Source organism: Kitasatospora sp. NPDC057940 (assembly GCF_042887425.1).
In the GTDB taxonomy this organism is placed as follows: domain Bacteria; phylum Actinomycetota; class Actinomycetes; order Streptomycetales; family Streptomycetaceae; genus Kitasatospora.
The window spans coordinates 133,927-149,756 of sequence record NZ_JBHVPH010000021.1; the positions used below are offsets into that span (position 1 = coordinate 133,927).

17 protein-coding genes and 1 pseudogene are annotated in these 15,830 nt (G+C 72.7%); 9 read left to right on the forward strand and 9 right to left on the reverse strand.

Going from position 1 to position 15,830, the window contains the following annotated elements:
• The 3 genes and pseudogenes from ACFVTF_RS27560 to ACFVTF_RS27570 all read right to left on the reverse strand — a co-directional run.
• A pseudogene (locus ACFVTF_RS27560) lies at nucleotides 1–1,253 on the reverse strand (hypothetical protein); the annotation flags it as partial.
• A 54-nt stretch (nucleotides 1,254–1,307) separates the two neighbouring features.
• Nucleotides 1,308–1,583 (reverse strand): hypothetical protein, encoded by a 276-nt coding sequence (locus ACFVTF_RS27565; protein ID WP_387817132.1) that lies wholly within the window; start codon nucleotides 1,581–1,583, stop codon nucleotides 1,308–1,310.
• A gap of 5 nt (nucleotides 1,584–1,588) precedes the next feature.
• On the reverse strand, nucleotides 1,589–1,831 hold the full coding sequence (locus ACFVTF_RS27570; protein ID WP_387817133.1) for a hypothetical protein: 243 nt from the start codon (nucleotides 1,829–1,831) through the stop codon (nucleotides 1,589–1,591).
• A gap of 306 nt (nucleotides 1,832–2,137) precedes the next feature.
• On the opposite strand from ACFVTF_RS27570, the gene ACFVTF_RS27575 reads away from it, so the two are divergent.
• The 4 genes from ACFVTF_RS27575 (at nucleotide 2,138) to ACFVTF_RS27590 (ending at nucleotide 6,129) form a co-directional block, all read left to right on the forward strand.
• Nucleotides 2,138–3,361, forward strand: coding sequence for an FAD-dependent monooxygenase (locus ACFVTF_RS27575; RefSeq protein WP_387817134.1), 1,224 nt, complete (start codon nucleotides 2,138–2,140; stop codon nucleotides 3,359–3,361).
• An 80-nt stretch (nucleotides 3,362–3,441) separates the two neighbouring features.
• Nucleotides 3,442–4,281: an SDR family NAD(P)-dependent oxidoreductase gene (locus ACFVTF_RS27580; protein WP_387817135.1), complete on the forward strand. Its 840-nt coding sequence runs from the start codon at nucleotides 3,442–3,444 to the stop codon at nucleotides 4,279–4,281.
• 96 nt (nucleotides 4,282–4,377) lie between these two features.
• On the forward strand, nucleotides 4,378–4,971 hold the full coding sequence (locus ACFVTF_RS27585; RefSeq protein ID WP_331744902.1) for a TetR/AcrR family transcriptional regulator C-terminal domain-containing protein: 594 nt from the start codon (nucleotides 4,378–4,380) through the stop codon (nucleotides 4,969–4,971).
• 171 nt (nucleotides 4,972–5,142) lie between these two features.
• The gene (locus tag ACFVTF_RS27590) at nucleotides 5,143–6,129 is read left to right on the forward strand and encodes a LuxR C-terminal-related transcriptional regulator (RefSeq protein WP_387817136.1); all 987 of its coding nucleotides are present in this window, start codon (nucleotides 5,143–5,145) and stop codon (nucleotides 6,127–6,129) included.
• Nucleotides 6,130–6,179: 50 nt separating this feature from the next.
• On the opposite strand, the gene ACFVTF_RS27595 is transcribed toward ACFVTF_RS27590, so the two are convergent.
• Nucleotides 6,180–7,082 (reverse strand): NAD(P)H-binding protein, encoded by a 903-nt coding sequence (locus ACFVTF_RS27595; protein WP_387817137.1) that lies wholly within the window; start codon nucleotides 7,080–7,082, stop codon nucleotides 6,180–6,182.
• A gap of 133 nt (nucleotides 7,083–7,215) precedes the next feature.
• The gene (locus ACFVTF_RS27600; protein WP_387817138.1) at nucleotides 7,216–8,277 is read right to left on the reverse strand and encodes a helix-turn-helix transcriptional regulator; all 1,062 of its coding nucleotides are present in this window, start codon (nucleotides 8,275–8,277) and stop codon (nucleotides 7,216–7,218) included.
• Nucleotides 8,278–8,373: 96 nt separating this feature from the next.
• On the opposite strand from ACFVTF_RS27600, the gene ACFVTF_RS27605 reads away from it, so the two are divergent.
• Entirely contained in the window at nucleotides 8,374–8,772 is a 399-nt protein-coding gene (locus tag ACFVTF_RS27605; protein ID WP_387817139.1) for a VOC family protein, read from the forward strand.
• Between the two features lie 183 nt (nucleotides 8,773–8,955).
• Entirely contained in the window at nucleotides 8,956–9,429 is a 474-nt protein-coding gene (locus ACFVTF_RS27610) for a nucleoside deaminase (RefSeq protein ID WP_387817140.1), read from the forward strand.
• 305 nt (nucleotides 9,430–9,734) lie between these two features.
• Here ACFVTF_RS27610 and ACFVTF_RS27615 read toward each other — a convergent pair whose 3' ends face one another.
• A complete protein-coding gene (locus tag ACFVTF_RS27615) occupies nucleotides 9,735–10,103 on the reverse strand; it encodes a hypothetical protein (protein ID WP_063352503.1) in 369 nt (122 codons plus the stop codon).
• Between the two features lie 130 nt (nucleotides 10,104–10,233).
• Nucleotides 10,234–10,686 carry an SRPBCC family protein gene (locus tag ACFVTF_RS27620; protein WP_331744916.1) on the reverse strand — a complete coding sequence of 151 codons (453 nt, stop codon included), beginning with the start codon at nucleotides 10,684–10,686 and terminating at the stop codon, nucleotides 10,234–10,236.
• A 366-nt stretch (nucleotides 10,687–11,052) separates the two neighbouring features.
• Here ACFVTF_RS27620 and ACFVTF_RS27625 point away from each other — a divergent pair, with 366 nt between their 5' ends.
• On the forward strand, nucleotides 11,053–12,087 hold the full coding sequence (locus tag ACFVTF_RS27625; RefSeq protein ID WP_331744918.1) for a mechanosensitive ion channel domain-containing protein: 1,035 nt from the start codon (nucleotides 11,053–11,055) through the stop codon (nucleotides 12,085–12,087).
• 15 nt (nucleotides 12,088–12,102) lie between these two features.
• Here the strand turns inward: ACFVTF_RS27625 and ACFVTF_RS27630 are convergent, their stop codons facing one another.
• Nucleotides 12,103–12,873, reverse strand: a complete 771-nt coding sequence (locus ACFVTF_RS27630) for a maleylpyruvate isomerase N-terminal domain-containing protein (protein ID WP_387817141.1) — start codon at nucleotides 12,871–12,873, stop codon at nucleotides 12,103–12,105.
• Between the two features lie 203 nt (nucleotides 12,874–13,076).
• On the opposite strand from ACFVTF_RS27630, the gene ACFVTF_RS27635 reads away from it, so the two are divergent.
• Both ACFVTF_RS27635 and ACFVTF_RS27640 read left to right on the forward strand, forming a co-directional pair.
• Complete coding sequence (locus ACFVTF_RS27635) at nucleotides 13,077–13,382, forward strand: GNAT family N-acetyltransferase (RefSeq protein ID WP_331744922.1); 306 nt, start codon at nucleotides 13,077–13,079, stop codon at nucleotides 13,380–13,382.
• A 116-nt stretch (nucleotides 13,383–13,498) separates the two neighbouring features.
• The gene (locus ACFVTF_RS27640) at nucleotides 13,499–14,239 is read left to right on the forward strand and encodes an SDR family oxidoreductase (protein WP_387817142.1); all 741 of its coding nucleotides are present in this window, start codon (nucleotides 13,499–13,501) and stop codon (nucleotides 14,237–14,239) included.
• Between the two features lie 97 nt (nucleotides 14,240–14,336).
• On the opposite strand, the gene ACFVTF_RS27645 is transcribed toward ACFVTF_RS27640, so the two are convergent.
• Nucleotides 14,337–15,320 carry an alpha/beta fold hydrolase gene (locus tag ACFVTF_RS27645; protein WP_387817143.1) on the reverse strand — a complete coding sequence of 328 codons (984 nt, stop codon included), beginning with the start codon at nucleotides 15,318–15,320 and terminating at the stop codon, nucleotides 14,337–14,339.
• Between the last annotated feature and the right edge of the window lie 510 nt (nucleotides 15,321–15,830).

Here is a 15,830-nt window from a genome sequence, read left to right on the forward strand (position 1 = left end):
CTCGGGTCACTCGCCACACCCGTCGGATCACCCGCATCAGCAACCGTGACCCACGACCCGAACGGACCACCCGGAGTGCTCTGGTTGCTGCCCTGAATGGTCCCGCCCGTAGTCCGGGCGTAGACGACCATGAGGCCGCTCGGTGTCTGGAGCGCGGCCGGCTTGCCGACGAACCCACCGCCCGTCGAAAGCTGCGCCCACGGGACGAAGGGACCGCCGGGGGTGTTCTGGTTGGTGCCGTACACGTTGCCGTCCGCACCGACCCGGTACAGGGCGATGGTGCCGTTGCTGGTGAGCACCGTCGAGTCGGCGGAGCCCCGGGCGGTGGAGGCCTGCGGCGCGATGGTGAAGACGCCGCCCTGGTAGGTGTGCTCCTGGCCGTCGATCTCGTTGGCGATCATCGAGATGCTGAACGTGCCTGCCGCCAAGGGGGCGGTGTCGAAGGGGACTTGGTAGTTGGTGGCGCCGCCGCTGGTGGCGCGGAAGCGGTTGTAGTAGCCGTTCGGGCCGGTGACCACGTAGTCGAGCCAGTTGATGACGCCGCTCTGCGTCGGGTGTGCCGTGAGGTTCAGCGTGCCGGACACGGTCTGGCCCGAGTCGAAGCCCCACAGCAGGACGTTGAAGTCGGCGGGGATGGCGGGAGCGAGGTTCTTGGAGCGCAGCAGCTCGAAGGAGGAGGTGGGGTAGCCGTCGATGGAGGACCAGTGGGTGTTGGCCGAGTACTCCTTGGTCGGGACGCTGCTGTTGTCCTCGGCGATGTACGTGAAGTCGCCGGCGGCCTGGTTGGTCCAGCCCGCGAAGAGGTTGATGTGCTTGCCGGCGACGGCGAGGGCGTCGCCGGGCTGGAGCTGCGACCAACTGCTGAGCTTGGTGCTGTACTTCGGGTCGTCGATACCGGGCGCGGGGTACGTGACCGGCGGGCTGCCGGGGAGTTGCCAGGCCATGTCGACGAGACCGCCGCAGTCGGTGCGGTACGGGCCGCCGACCGCACTGTCGGAGAACGACTGCCCCTGGTTGTAGGTGACCCCGTGGGCGACCCAGTCCCGGGCACGCTGGACCATCTGGGCGCCGGTGAGCTTGTTCCCGACACCGGTGCCGAGGGTGCCGGTGGAGGTCGGCGTCCTGTTGCCGTCCGGGTAGTAGGTGCCGTCCGCCGAGGCGGGGGAGACGGTGAGAAGACCGGCGGCCACGGTGGTCGCGGCGAGCACGCAGACGCGGCGCAGGGCACGGGCAGGACGGGGCGTGCTGGGCATGGGGTCCCCTTGGACGTGGGCGGGCGGGCGAGGGTCGGTACAGGTCGGCGAGGGTCAGTGCGGGTGGACGGCGGCGGCGTACCGGCCGGCCGTTGCCGCGGTGAGGGCCCGGGCCAGCAGGTTCTCGGCCAGGGCGTGCGCGGTGGCCGGGCCGTCCGCGCGGACGAAGAGCACCAGGGCGATGCGGCCCCGGTCCGGTACGGCGCGGACGTGTTCGAGTCCGTGTTCCGGGGTGGCGTGCGCCCACAGGACGTCTTCGACGATCCGCGCCGCGGCGGTCGTGGTGGGCGCACCGCTGGTGTCCACGACGGTGGCCCGGACGGGGAGCACGACGATCAGTCCCAGCCGATGCCGCCGGCGGACGGGCCGGCCACGACCGGCGGCACGGTGGTGGTGCCGTCCCAGCCGATGCCGTCCCCGGCCCCGCCCGCCACGACCGGCGGCGCGACGGTGGTGCCGTCCCAGCCGATGCCCGCCGGCGCCGTGGTCGCGGCGGTGGCGGAGGCCGCGGGCGCCAGGATCCCCGACAGGGCGAGGGTGACGGCGGCGGTGGCGAGCAGGCGGGCGGTCTTGGACATGGCGGCACCCCAGGCGGCTTGTGTGGTGGGAGATCTGATCGAGGACCAGAGCTTCGGGGAGGCTGTTCGGCGGTTGCCCCGCCGCTCTCCCGGTGACCACCATCCTGCTGGCACCGCCCGCGCCCCGGAAGGTGAGCAGCCCGTCAGCAACCGGCCTGGCCGCTTCAGGACCCGGCACCCCGCCGCCCGCCGCGTCGTTCCCGAGATCCCCGTACCCATCACCGGCACAGCGGTTGATTTTTGGTCATTGACCAACTTTACTGGGGGCAGAAGTTGGTCAATGACCAAAATTGGAGGTGGTGAACGATGCCCGGAATCAAGGCGTTGGTCTCCGGCGCCGGCATCGCGGGCCCGGCACTCGCCTACTGGCTGGCGCGGTACGGGGCGCAGGTCACGGTGGTCGAGTCCGCGCCGGCGCGCCGCACCGGCGGGCAGCTGATCGACATCCGCGGCTGCGGGCGCGACGTGATCGCCCGGGCGGGCCTGGCCGAGGCGGTCCGTGCCGCCCGGACCGGCGCGGACGGGCTGTCGTTCGTGGATGCGCGAGGACGGCGGCAGGCGTCGATGCGGGCGGACGGCTTCGGCGGCGACGGACCGGTGACCGACACCGAGATCCTGCGGGGCGCGCTGGTGGAGATCCTCCACGACGCGACCGGCGGCTCGACCGAGTACGTCTTCGACGACCGCATCAGCGCACTCGACGACCGCAGTGACGGCGTGCACGTCACCTTCGAGAAAGCCGCACCGCGCCGCTTCGACGTCGTGGTCGGGGCCGACGGCCTGCATTCGGGCGTGCGCGCCCTGGCGTTCGGCCCGCAGGACACGGGCGGCGCACGGCTGCGCCACCTCGGCCACTACCTGTCGTTCTGGACCGCGCGGAACACGCTGGGGCTGTGCGACTGGACCGAGGTGTACTCCGAACCGGGCCGCACCATCGGCGCCCGCGCCGTGAACGACAACACCCAGCTGATGGCGTTCCTCTCCTTCCGGTCCGCCCCGTTCCGGTACGACCCCCGCGACAGCACCGCGCTGAAGACCGTCGTGCGCTCCCGCGCCGCCGGGATGCGCTGGCACGCCGACGAGCTGATCGCCCAGCTGGAGGACACCCCGGACTTCTACTTCGACGCGTGCAGCCAGGTGGTGGTGCCGCACTGGTCGTCGGGCCGGATCGCCCTCGTGGGCGACGCCGCGTTCTGCGCCTCGCCCCTGTCCGGGCACGGTACGACCATCGCACTCGTCGGGGCCTACGTGCTCGCCGGCGAGTTGGCCCGGGCGCGGGGAGACGTCGCCGCCGGGCTGCGCGCGTACGAGGAGCGGCTGCGGCCGTGGATCAGCCGCGTCCAGCGGTTCGGGCAGGGCAACGGCCGGACGATGACGCCGCGGACCCCGGCCGGCATCGCGTTCCGGCGCGGCGTGGTGGCGCTCCAGGAGCGGCTGCCGCTCGGCGATCTGCTGTTGCGCGACCAGATCCGCCTGTCGAACGGCTTCGCGCTGCCCGACTACACCCTCTACGAGGGGGCACGGCCGTGATCGCGGCTCACCCCGTACAGCCGGCAGGAACCGCCCGGCACCGAGGAACACCGGCACACGACATGACCACGGAGCACAGCATGACCACGGAGCACGACATGCCCACGAAGACGAAGACCTGGTTCATCACCGGCGCCTCCAAGGGCTTCGGCAGGCAGTGGGCCGAAGCCGCCCTGGAACGGGGCGACCGCGTCGCCGCGACGAGCCGCACCCCCGGCGCGTTCGACGACCTGGCCGCCGCCCACGGTGACGACCTGCTGCCGATCCAGCTGGACGTCACCGACCGCGCGGCCGTCCACGCCGCCGTACGCCAGGCGGCCGACCGCTTCGGCCGCCTCGACGTCGTCGTCAACAACGCCGGCTACGGCCTGTTCGGCATGGTCGAGGAGATCAGCGAGGAGCAGGCCCGGGCACAGATCGACGTGAACCTGCTCGCCCCGCTGTGGGTCACCCAGGCCGCGCTGCCGCACCTGCGGGCCCAGGGCGGCGGACACATCATCCAGGTCTCCTCGATCGCCGGCGTCTTCTCCCTGCCGGGCCTGGGCGTCTACCACGCCTCGAAGTTCGGCCTGGAGGGATTCACCGCCAGCCTCGCCAAGGAGGTCAAGGACTTCGGCATCAAGGTCACCCTGGTCGAACCCGCCGGGTACTCCACCGACTGGGCCGGGCCCTCCGCCGTCCACGCCGAACCCCTGCCCGCCTACGACGGTTTCCGCGCCGCCATGCAACGCCCGGCCGGAGTGCGCGGCGAGCCGACCGCCACCCGCGCGGCGATCCTCACCGTCGTCGCCGCCGACGAGCCGCCCTTGCGGATCTTCTTCGGCAAGGGGCCCCTCGACGTGATCCGGGCCGAGTACGCCTCCCGCATCGAGGAGTGGGGGCGCTGGGACGCGGTGTCCCAGGCGGCGTTCGGCGCCTGAACAGGGCCCTGAACAGGCTGCTTGTACCGAACAGGCTCCTTGTACCATGACCGGGAAGTCGCCGGTGGGTGGCGCAGGACGGAACGGGACACGAGGATGCGCTGGACGCTGGACGACGTGATCGAGGCTGCGTTCACCACGCTCGAAGCCGACGGCCTCGACAAGCTGACGCTGCGCGGGGTCGCCCGGACCCTCGGTTCCCACCTCAACTCGGTGAGCTCGTACGTGAAGACGAAGCAGACACTCATCGAGACGATGGCCGACCACATCGTCGGCTCCGTCGACGTCACCCACCTGCCCGACGAACCGGTCGAGCGGGCCCGCACGGTCGCCACCCGCTACCGGGACGCCCTGCTCGCACACCGCGACGGCGGCCGCCTGGTCGCCGGCACCTTCAACGGCACGGGCAAGACCCTGCGCGTGGCCGACACCATCGCCGGCGCCCTGCTGGACGCCGGACACCCCGAGCCGGACGCCGCCCGCCTGTGCTGGTCGATCGTCTACTTCACCCTCGGCCTCACCCAGGAACAGCAGACCCCCTCCGACAGCCCCCGCGGCTCGTTCCACGACCTCGTCGCCACCGGCGGCTACCCCGCCCTCGCCCGGATCGGCGAGGACCTCATGGTCGCGGACTCCTTCGACAACCGCTTCCACTACGGACTGTCACGGCTGCTGCCCCCGAGCGCCTGAACCCGCGACCGGGAGACGAGCACGGGGGGCGAGCACAGGAGACGAGCGCGGCGAATCGGCCGGACCCCGCCCGGGGCAGGACTGCTTGTGGAGTCGAAGCCGGGCTGGGATGATCCCGATGTGTCGCACGGCGGCACGGCACGTTCGACACCGCACCGGGGGGCTGCGCGCATGCTGGACATGCTGGGGTTGGACCGTGTCTCGGAGGCCGTCTACCGGGCCATGCTCGCCGATCCGCAGGGCGGCGTCAGGGAGTTGTGCGACCAGCTGGGCCTGCCCGAGCCCGCCGTCCGGGAGGCCCTCGACCGGCTCGCCGATCTGCAGCTGCTCCGGGCTTCCCGGGAGGCACCCGGGCTTCTGCTGCCGGTGAGCCCCGCGCTCGGGCTGGAGCTGATCCTGCGCCGCCAGGAGCAGGAACTGCTGCGCCGCCAGCAGGATCTGGAGATCGGCAAGGCCGCGGCCGCCCGGGCGATCGCCGAGTACGCCGACCTGCGGCCGAACACCCCGGTCGAGACCGCCGAGCGCCTGGTGGGCCTGGACGCGATCCAGGCCAAGCTGGAGATCCTCGCCCAGGAGGTCACCGGGGAGTGCCTGTCCGTGATGCCCGGCGGAGCGCAGTCCCAGGCCAGCCTGGACGCCTCCCGGCCGCTGGACGAGGCGGCCATGCGACGCGGGGTGGCACTGCTGACGCTCTACCAGGACAGCGTGCGGCACGATCCGGCGACGCTCGCCTACGCCCGCTGGATGACCGAGGAGAGCGGCCTGGTCCGCACCTGCCCGACGCTGCCGCCCCGGATGCTCATCTTCGACCGCCAGGTCGCCGTGGTCCCGATCGACCCGGCCCACACCCGGCTCGGCGCCCTGTGCACGCGCGAGCCCGGGATCGTCGCCTCCCTGGTCGCCCTCTTCGAGCGGACCTGGCAGGCCGCCGTCCCGCTCGGCGCCGACCGGCGCAAGGACACCGAGACCGGCCTCAGCGCCACCGAACAGGAACTCCTGCGGCTGCTCGCGTCCGGCCTCACCGACGAGGCCGCCGGCCGGAACCTGGGCCTCTCGGCGCGCAGCGTCCGCCGCCAGATGGCCGGGTTGATGGAGCGCCTCGACGCGTCGAGCCGCTTCGAGGCCGGTCTCAAGGCGGCGCAGCGCGGCTGGCTCTGAGCGACCGCTCCCCCGGCACCCGGCCGACTGCGGCTGCCGGGCGACTGCGGTTACCGGGCGAGCAGGTCCTCGATCACGGTGTCGAACCCCCGTGGGGGGCGACCGAGAAGGTCGGCGACGTCGTTCGTCGCCCGGTCGTACCGGTTCTCGCCGTGCAGCCTGGCCATCGTGGCGATGTGGTCGAACACGTGGTCCGGCAGTCCCTGGTTCCTGAGGTCGTGCTCCAGCCACTCCTGGTAGGGCACGTCGACGTAGGTCACCTCGCGGCCCAGGGCGGCGGAGAACTCGGCCGCGATGGCCGTCATGTCGCGGGATCGGGCCCCGGTCAGTTCGTAGACGCGGCCGGTCCGGGGGGCGGGGTCGAGCAGGAGCACGGTGACGACCTCGGCCACGTCGGCGGCCGCGACCGGTGAGGTCCGGGCCGCGCCGAAGGGCAGGCGGATCGTGCCGTCCCGCCGGATCGAAGCGGCCGCCACCCCGGTGAAGAGCGGATTCTCCATGACCACGGTGGGCCGGACGTGGACGACCGGCGCCCCGGACCAGTCGAGGACGTGTTCGGCGAGGTAGTGCAGTCGCTGCTGCCGGGACTCGGTGTCGCTGGTGAGGTCCATCTGCGAGACGGTCATCTGCGAGATGCTGACCAGCAGTTCCAGGCTTGCGCTCTCCCGGGCGGCGGCCGCCACCGTCGCCGCGGCCTCCAGGTAGGCGGACGACACGCTCATCCCGAAGTAGGCCCGGCGGCAGCCGGCCAGCGCCTCGACCACGTCCGCGCCACGGGTGAGGTCGCCGACCACCACCTCCACGCCGCCCATCGCCCTCAGCTCCGAGGCCCGTTCGTCGTCGTGGTGCACGAGAGCCCTGACGGGCACGTTCCGCGCCCGCAGCCCCTCCAGGATCCTTCGTCCGACTCCGCCGACCCCACCGCCGGCGCCGGTGACAAGGACAGGTTCCACGAGCACGACGGTTGCCTCCCACCTACCTGACCGGGACGTCCGGTGCACTGCCAACGCTCCCGCGCCGGGAAGGTTTCGCGGGTCTTGACACCGGGGCGGGCGCATCAGCGTCCGTGGGGGAACGTCAGGCGCATCAGCGTCCCGTCCGGTCCGGGTCGCAGGCCTGGCGGGCGGAGGCGGCGAGCCGGTCGGCGAGCGCGAGGACGAGGCCGCGGAGTTCGTCCGGCCGCTCGATGACGAACGGCCGGTCGAGCGAGGCGAGGACGGGGGGCAGCCAGTCGAGCCGCTCCGCCCGCAGTTCGACGTGCAGCCACCGCTCGGTGTGCGGATCCGTTCCTTCCTCGGGTACGGGCTCCTCGATGCTCGCGACGCTGGCGGGAAGACGGGCGCGGATCTGCTCGACCGTCCCGTGGATCCGCAGGGTCACCTCGTACCGGTACGCGGCCTTGGCGAGCCCGGACAGGACGCGCTGGGCCGGGTCGAGCCCGGCGGGCGGCTCGAACGAGCCCGGCAGGGGCCGCGCGTCCGCGATGCGATCGAGCCGGAAGGTCCGGTCCTGGCCGGCCCCGGGATCGGTCCCGGGCTCGATCTCGGGCTCGATCCCGGGATCGGTGCCCGTGACGTACCACCGGCCCCCGTGGGTGACGATCCCGTACGGGTGCAGCGTGCGCTCGCTCCGCCGGCCGTCCCGGGCGGTGTACCTGATCGAGATCGGGCGGCAGTGACGCACCGCGTCGGCGACGGCGAGCAGGACGCCCGTCTCCGGGGTGGCCGCCTCGCCGGGCTCGGCCGTGAAGGCGAGGGATTCCAGGACGGCGTCGAGCCGACGGGCGAGGCGCTCGGGCAGCGCCCGGCGGATCTTGGCCGCCGCCGTCTCGCCCGCCGTCCCGGTCGCGGTCCCGGTCGCCGTCAGCAGCCCCGCCCTGCGGCCCGCGACGAGGCCGAGCAGCACGGCGAGCGCCTCGTCGTCATTGAGCATGAGCGGAGGCAGGCGGTACCCGGGGGCGAGCCGGTACCCGCCGTAGCGCCCGCGGACGGCCTCGACGGGGATGTCGAGGTCGACCAGGTGGTCCACGTATCGCCGTACGGTGCGCCCGTCGACGCCGAGCCGGTCGGCGAGTTCGGCCACCGTCCTGATGCCGCCCGACTGCAGGAGTTCCAGGAGGGTGAGCACACGGCTGGTGGGTCGGCCCATGTCCACGAGCCTAGCGCTGATACCGGACCGATTCTGTCCACTATTTCCTCTACCGTCCGGGGTGCAACGGCTTCACCGACCCGAGGAGAGAGCACCATGAACTTCGTTTCGATCCGGATCATCACGGGCGACATCGCACGCCTCGTCGGCTTCTACGAGCGGGCCACGGGGGTACCGGCGCACTGGTCCACCGAGGACTTCGCCGAACTGCGGACCGCCGGCGGGACCCTCGCCATCGGCAGCACCCGGACCGTGGCGCTGTTCGCGCCCGGCTCCGCCCGTCCGGCCGACAACAACAGCGTGATCCTCGAATTCCTCGTCGCCGACGTGGACGCCGTGTACCGGAACCTGACCGGCTTCGTCACCGACTTCGTGACCGAGCCCACCACGATGCCCTGGGGCAACCGGTCGCTCCTGCTCCGTGACCCCGACGGCAACCTCATCAACTTCTTCACACCCGTCACACCGGCGGCCGTCGAGAAGTTCGCCCGCTGACGACGGCGCGGCCGCCCGGGCGGGAGCCGGTCCCCGCAGCACGCTCCGCACCGGCTCGCGGGCCCGGGCCGCCGCCGGGGGTGGTCGCGGGCGGAGAGCGGGTGCGGCAACCTGGTACCACCGCCCCGCCCGACCGCGACACCATGGGGCCCGCCCCACCGCCGATCCCCTGAGGAGCACGTCATGACCGACCGCACCCGCGAGCACCTGCTCGCGGCCATCGAGATCGCGGCCGACGCCCGGGCGCACGGCAACCACCCCTTCGGAGCGCTGCTGACCGACTCCGCCGGGAACGTCCTGCTCACGGCCGAGAACTCGGTGCTGACCGACCGCGACGTCACCGCCCACGCGGAGACCAACCTGGTGCGGGAGGCCTCGCGCACCCTGGCCCCGACGCAGCTCGTCGACGCCGTCCTGTACACGAGTACCGAACCGTGCGCGATGTGTGCCGGGGCCATCTACTGGAGCGGCATCCGCAAGGTCGTCTACGCGCTCGCCGGGGCGGAGCTGAACGCCATCGCGGGGGTGGACCCGGAGGAGCCGGTGCTCGACCTGCCGTGCCGCCAGGTCTTCGCCGCCGGCGGCAGCACGGTGGAGGCGTCCGGCCCGCACCTCTTCGAGGAGGCCTCCGCGGTGCACACGGGGTACTGGGGGTAACGCTCTGGCCCACCCCGGGACTCCTCCATCCGGCGCTTCAGTCCGGCTCTTCAGTCCGGCGGCTCGGGCGGGCGGGGCAGGCCCGGTTCGGGCTCGGGCTCAGGCCCGGGCGGCGCGGGTGACGGCGTAGCGGGGCCCGGGAGCACCGGATCCGGCGGCGGCTCGGGCACGCCGGGCGGCAACGGAGGATCCGGCACCACCGGCGGACTGATGGATCCGACGGACTGGGACTGGGGCTGGAGTCGGGACTGGGGCTGAGACTGGAGCTGCGGGGAACCGTACGGCATGACTGCTGCTCCCTTTCGTCAGAAGATCCGACCGCCGTAGAACGGGTCGTAGTAGAGCCCGTAGCGGTCGCGGACGTCGGCCGACACGTCGGCCGCGCCGTCGTCGAGGCCGGGACCGTTCCTGATGTCGTCCTTGGACCGGTCGACGTACACCTTCTGCTCGCCGATCTCGATCCGGATCACGGTGCCGGCGGGCAGGAGCACCCGCCTGCCGAGGATCCACGGACCGGTGTCGACGACCAGATGCTGGGCGCCGACCGCCTCGGACAGCTTGTCGATCTTGCCGATCGCTCCGTCGGTGGCCTCGACGTGGAAGCCGATGAGGTCGGTGCCCGCCGTGTGACCGGCGGTGTCCCGGAACTCCCAGATGTTGACGCGATCACTCACGACCGTCTCCTTCCGTCGTCGGGTCTGGCTGTCGGGTCTGGCTGTCAGATCCGGCTGTCAGGTCTGACTGCCGGATCGGGCTGTCGGATTCGGGCTGTCGGTACGCTTCGGCTGCCCCCGATCCGGAGGTTCATGCCACCGTGTCGTCGACCGTGGCCTCGACCGGTCCGCCGCCCTCCTCGACGTGGCGCTTGAAGTCGGTCAGGTCGTCGATCACCCGGCGGTCGACGAACCCGAGCGCCTCGGCGAGGTGCTCCCAGAGTCCGTGCGGTTCGACCTGAAGCTGGAACATCACCCGGGTGACGGCGTCGCCCACGGCGTGGAAGGTGACCACGCCCTGGTGCCGCACCGGGCCGGGGCCGCTGTCCCACGCCACGCGGTCGTTCTCCACCAGCTCCGTGGTCACGGCCGTGAACTCGCGCGGGCCGGCGGCGGTCCGGACCACCCAGCTGGTGTCCTGGCCCGACCGGTCGACCCTGACCACACCCCGCATGAACTGCGGGAACTCCTCACACCTGACCCAGCTCTCGTAGACCGTGCCGAGCGGCGCCGCCACCTCGACGGACTCCTCGATCCGGTGCATCGCTCCTCCTGACATGTCGGTGCCCGCCCGGGCCGGCGGGCCTTCAGGCCCCGGCTGCCCCGTTCCCGGGCCGATATGCACCCGAGCTGAACCCTCGACGCGGCCCCTCGGCTCGCCCCCCTCACCCGTCTCCCCCGTCTCGCTCCCCCTCGCCCCCCTCACCCGAACGGCCTAGCCCACACCTCACCTCCGGCAGGTGTGAATCCCGCCGAACGGGAAAACGGGGTCCGGGAAGCGGGCCCGGGGAAGGTCCGCCCACAGCGCCGGCCCGGGGAAGGCCGGCCCACAGCGCCGCACTGCGGCCGTCGCGGGAGGAGAGCGAGCGTGTGGTGGAGCCTGTTCCGTCTGCTCCTGGCAGGTGCGGGGGTGGCCCTGACCACCTACGTCCTGGACCGGACCGCCGAACGGCTGGTCCGCAGATTCGCCCCGCACCGGCCGGGCAGCGTCATGCCGGGGATGCTGCGCAGCTGCCGGCGCCCCCTGATCACCGTGCTCGCCACCTCGCTGTCCCTCGCCGTCCAGCCGTGGGTCGGCGGTTCGCCGGAGACCCGGGAGCAGCTGCACCACCTCCTGATCCTGCTGGCGATCGCCTCCGGCGGATGGCTCGGCGCCCGGGTGGTCGGGCTCGTCGTCGAAGGCGCCGTCCGCCTCGCCGTCCACCGCCGCGACCCGTCCTCGGCCGGCCGCGCCCGCACCCAGGCGGGTCTGCTCGGCCGGATCTGCCAGGCGATCATCGCGATCGCCGCCCTGGGCGCGATGCTGATGACCTTCCCGTCCGTGCGCGGCATCGGGACCAGTCTGCTCGCCTCGGCGGGCCTGGTCGGCGTGGTCGCGGGCATCGCCGCGCAGAGCGTGCTGGCCAACCTCTTCGCCGGGGTGCAGCTGGCCTTCGGCGACCTGGTCCGGATCGGCGACGTGGTCGTGGTGTCCGGCGAGTGGGGCACCGTGGAGGAGATCACCCTCACCGCGGTGGTGATCGCGACCTGGGACCAGCGCCGCCTGGTGATGCCGATGTCCTACTTCGCCGGCCGCCCGTTCGAGAACTGGTCGCGCCGCTCCAGCCGGATCACCGGCACCGCCTTCCTCCACCTCGACCACCGGGCCCCGGTCCCCCTGCTGCGCAAGGAGTTCGACGCGTTCCTCGCCGACAGCCCCCTCTGGGACGGCGAGGGCAGCGCCCTCCAGGTCGTCGACACCACGCCCACCACCATCGTGGTCCGGCTCCTGGCGACCGCCGCCAACGCCGACGACGCGTTCTCCCTCCGCTGCCAGCTCCGCGAGCACCTGGTGACGCACATCTGCGAACACCACCCCGAGGCGCTTCCCCGGGTGTCCGTCACCCCGGCGCCCCGGACCGAGCCGGACACCCCGCGCGCCCCCTTCCCCCCGCCCGCTCAGTAGTCACTCAGCAGCCGCTCAGTAGCCGCTCAACAGGGCACGCACCCGTCGCAGCTCCTCCGGACCGACCGTGCTGTGCCAGCGGCCCGGGTCCGCCGGACGCCGCCCCCACAACAGCAGGACGCGCACCGCGGCGTCGCTCTCGATGGTGGCCGGGCCCTCGGGCGGGGCCAGGGCGATGGACGCGCCGTCGGCGTCCGCGGTCACCAGGACGTCGTCGGTCCCGGGGACGCGCAGGCGGGCCTCGACGCGTCCCCCGGGCCCGAGGTCGAGTCCGGCCACGCCCCGGGCCAACAGCGGCCGGCCGACCAGCCGCACGCTGTGCGACGTCATCCACGGCTCGGCGAGCGCATCCCGGGCCGTACGGTCGTCGCCGGTGAGGTCCCACCGGTGGAGGATCAGTTCCTCGCGCAGGTGCTCGGCGAAGAACGGCACCGTCACGGTCCGGCCGGTCCACCGCACCTCGGTGTCCGGGGGCAGGTCGCTCTCCGCGGCCGCGGCGACCTCGGCCAGTTCGGCGCAGCGGGCGGCGAAGGCCTCCCACAGCTGTGCGTCGGACATCCGCCGGTACGGCTCCTCCCGGTCGAAGCCGCGGGTCTCCACGGGCTCGCCCGCGTGGAAGGCGCGCAGGACGCGGGCGAGTTCCTCGGCGTTGCCGGTCTGGTGGGCGAGGACGTCCCGCACCGTCCACGCCTCGCACCACGTCCCGTCGTCGGGCCTGCGTTCCTGGACCGCCCGCACGAACGGGACGAGTTCCGGCAGGACGTCACTGACCGCAGCGGGAATCATGCGCCATGGGTATCCCGGCAGCCGCGCCGGGCAAACCTGCCGCCGGACAGTTCGGCTGCCGGATGGTCACCTGGCGACCCAGCCCGTGTCCGTCGGCCTGCGTGGTGACCTGACGACAAATGTTGATTCTTAAACTATAGTGGCGGTGCCGCACCACCCCGCCACCGGCTCTCCCGGGCCGTCCCACACCTTGCGGAGGAACCATGGACCAGCTCGTCACCGACAACACCGAGAAGTCGCGCTTCGAGATCCAGGACGGCGGAGAACTCGCCGGCTTCGCCGAGTACCACCGCTCCGACGACGAGATCGCCTTCATCCACACCGAGATCGACCCCCGCTTCGAAGGCCGCGGCCTGGCCGGCCGACTGGCACGCGCGGCACTGGACACGGCCCGCGAGCAGGGACTCGCCGTCCTCCCCTACTGCCCCTTCATTCGCGGCTGGATCACCAAGCACCCCGAGTACACCGACCTGGTCCCCGCCTCCCACCGCGCCCGCTTCGGCCTCTGAGCCGCCCGCCGGCCGGCGCCACGGCGACAAGCGCGAGGCGCCCGGACCCGGATTGCCAACTCCCCCACCGGGGAGGCGGCTTGCCGGAAGCGGTGACGCCTCGGACAATCGCTGTCATGTCGACGAACACCTCGGAAAGCCACTCCGCGCCGGCCCCGGCCCCGGCCCCCGGCAGGCGCGTGCTCCTGATCGGCGCGTCCCGGGGCCTCGGCCTCGCCCTCGCCCAGGAATGGGCGCGGGCCGGCTGGCAGGTCGTGGCCACCGTGCGCGGCTCGGGCCGGACCGGGCTGCACGAGCTCGCCGACGCCCACGCCGGGCAGGTCGAGATCGAGACCGTCGACATCACCGAGCCCGAACAGGTCGCGGCGCTGAGCGCTCGCCTGGCCGACCGGACGTTCGACCTGCTCTTCGTGAACGCCGGCGTCACGAACCAGCCCGAGGGCACGGTCGCGCAGACCTCCACCGAGGAGTTCGTCCGGGTCATGGTCACCAACGCGCTGAGCCCGTTGCGCGTCATCGAGGCCCTCCAGGACCTCGTCGAGCCCGCGGGCACGATCGCGGTGATGTCCTCGGGCCAGGGCAGCGTGGCCAACAACGAGCACGGCGGCCACGAGGTGTACCGGGGCAGCAAGGCCGCGCTCAACACGTTCATGCGCAGCTACGCGGCCCGGCACAGCGGCGGACCCCGGCCCCTGGTCCTCATGGCCCCCGGCTGGGTGCGCACCGACATGGGCGGCTCGGACGCCCTGCTCGGCATCGACGAGAGCATCCCGAACGTGGTCAGGACGCTCGACGCCCTCCGGAGCAGCCCGGGCCTGCACTACGTCGACTACCTCGGCCGAACCGTGGCCTGGTGAGCGCTGCGCCCCGGAGCACCACGGCGCTGCTGGGCCACGGGTTCGACCCGACCGTCGAGCCCGCGCAGCACCCTGCTCCCCGTTCCCGGCTCCCCGCTCAGGAGGGGAGGGACGCGAGCCAGTCGGTCAGGATCCGGTTGACCTCGGCGGGGCGTTCCTGCTGGACCCAGTGCCCGCAGCCGTCGAGGACGTGGCTGGAGAGCAGGCCGGGCAGGGTCGCGGGGTAGGCCGCGATCGCGTCGGCCAGCCAGGTGGTGGAGGCGTCCCGGCTCCCGCCGATGAACAGGGACGGCTGGGTGACGGGGGCGCCGTCGAAGTCGGCGAGGTCCTCCCAGTCCCGGTCCATGTTCCGGTAGCGGCCCAGCGCTCCGCTCATGCCGGTTCGCTCGAACTCCCCGGCGTAGAAGTCGAGTTCCTCCGCGCTGAGCCAGCCGGGCCGCCGCCCGGCGGGGAACCGGTCACGAAGTGTCCCGCCACGGCTGACGAAGTGCGGGTCGGGGGCGTCGGCCGCCGGCATGGTGTCGGCGGACAGCGCGGCGTAGAAGCCCGCGAGCCAGCCGCGCACGTCCGGTTCGATCTCGGCCTCGGCCCGGCCCGGCTCCTGGAAGTAGGAGACGTAGAACTCCTCGTCGCCGCCCAGGTGCCCGAAGACCTCGCTGGGCCTCGGTCCGCCCCGCGGGAGGTAGGGAACGCTCAGCAGCCCCACCGCGCGGAAGACGTCCGGTCGGATCAGGGCGGAGTTGGCGGCGATGGTCGAGCCCCAGTCGTGGCCGACGATCACCGCGGACCGTTCACCCAGGGCGTGCACCACCGCGACGTTGTCCTCGACCAGGTCGAACATCCGGTACGCGGTCACCTCCTCCGGCTTGGAGGAGCGCCCGTACCCGCGGACATCGATGGCGACCGCGCGGTACCCGGCAGCGGCCAGCACCGGCAGCTGGTGGCGCCAGGAGTACCAGGACTCCGGGAACCCGTGCAGCAGCAGGACCAGCGGCCCGGTGCCCTGCTCCACCAGGTGGATCCGGCCGGCGGGCGAGGGGACCAGCCGGTGCGTGGGGCCCGTGGTCAGCGACGGTGACATGTGTCGTCCTCCTGGGATCTCGATCCGACGTACACCAAGTTCGGTTCGGCAGGCTGCTGTTCGACGGCACGATGCCGATGCGGTGCCGATTCAGGTGCCGACGCAATGCCGATCATGCTGCGCGCGCACCGAGGAGGGCGAGGCTTGTTGCCGTTTCGGCAAACCGACCCGCTGCCCGCCTGTGGCGATGCTCCGATCGGCCACCCCGATGGCCCACACGGCTACGCCCTCGCGAGCAACGCCGACCAACTCAAGAGGCATGCCCTCCTGGGGACTTCCGGCGCCTCGGGGTCTACAGTCCGCCGCCGCAACCTCCCCCGCACCCGCCGCCGCAGCCTCCGCCCCCGCATGCGCCGCCCAGGCCACCACCGTCATGGCTTCCCCCGGAAGCAGCGGCCTGGCGGCGGGCGCGGGGGGCGGCGATCGCCGCCGCGCGCACGGCCCCCGCGGGTGGCGGCGACCCGGCCGTCGCCAACCGGGGGTAGTGGTTAGGGGGGTGGTAGTGCAAGC

What these genes read in the sequence shown, in the direction of transcription:
- ACFVTF_RS27590 (WP_387817136.1), top strand. Translation starts at nt 5,143, where the DNA reads ATGCTGGACATGCTGGGGTTGGACCGTGTCTCGGAGGCCGTCTACCGG.
- ACFVTF_RS27610 (WP_387817140.1), top strand. Translation starts at nt 8,956, where the DNA reads ATGACCGACCGCACCCGCGAGCACCTGCTCGCGGCCATCGAGATCGCG.
- ACFVTF_RS27575 (WP_387817134.1), top strand. Translation starts at nt 2,138, where the DNA reads ATGCCCGGAATCAAGGCGTTGGTCTCCGGCGCCGGCATCGCGGGCCCG.
- ACFVTF_RS27580 (WP_387817135.1), top strand. Translation starts at nt 3,442, where the DNA reads ATGACCACGGAGCACGACATGCCCACGAAGACGAAGACCTGGTTCATC.
- ACFVTF_RS27620 (WP_331744916.1), bottom strand. Translation starts at nt 10,686, where the DNA reads ATGCACCGGATCGAGGAGTCCGTCGAGGTGGCGGCGCCGCTCGGCACG.
- ACFVTF_RS27635 (WP_331744922.1), top strand. Translation starts at nt 13,077, where the DNA reads ATGGACCAGCTCGTCACCGACAACACCGAGAAGTCGCGCTTCGAGATC.
- ACFVTF_RS27570 (WP_387817133.1), bottom strand. Translation starts at nt 1,831, where the DNA reads ATGTCCAAGACCGCCCGCCTGCTCGCCACCGCCGCCGTCACCCTCGCC.
- ACFVTF_RS27645 (WP_387817143.1), bottom strand. Translation starts at nt 15,320, where the DNA reads ATGTCACCGTCGCTGACCACGGGCCCCACGCACCGGCTGGTCCCCTCG.
- ACFVTF_RS27640 (WP_387817142.1), top strand. Translation starts at nt 13,499, where the DNA reads ATGTCGACGAACACCTCGGAAAGCCACTCCGCGCCGGCCCCGGCCCCG.
- ACFVTF_RS27630 (WP_387817141.1), bottom strand. Translation starts at nt 12,873, where the DNA reads ATGATTCCCGCTGCGGTCAGTGACGTCCTGCCGGAACTCGTCCCGTTC.
- ACFVTF_RS27605 (WP_387817139.1), top strand. Translation starts at nt 8,374, where the DNA reads ATGAACTTCGTTTCGATCCGGATCATCACGGGCGACATCGCACGCCTC.
- ACFVTF_RS27585 (WP_331744902.1), top strand. Translation starts at nt 4,378, where the DNA reads ATGCGCTGGACGCTGGACGACGTGATCGAGGCTGCGTTCACCACGCTC.
- ACFVTF_RS27600 (WP_387817138.1), bottom strand. Translation starts at nt 8,277, where the DNA reads ATGGGCCGACCCACCAGCCGTGTGCTCACCCTCCTGGAACTCCTGCAG.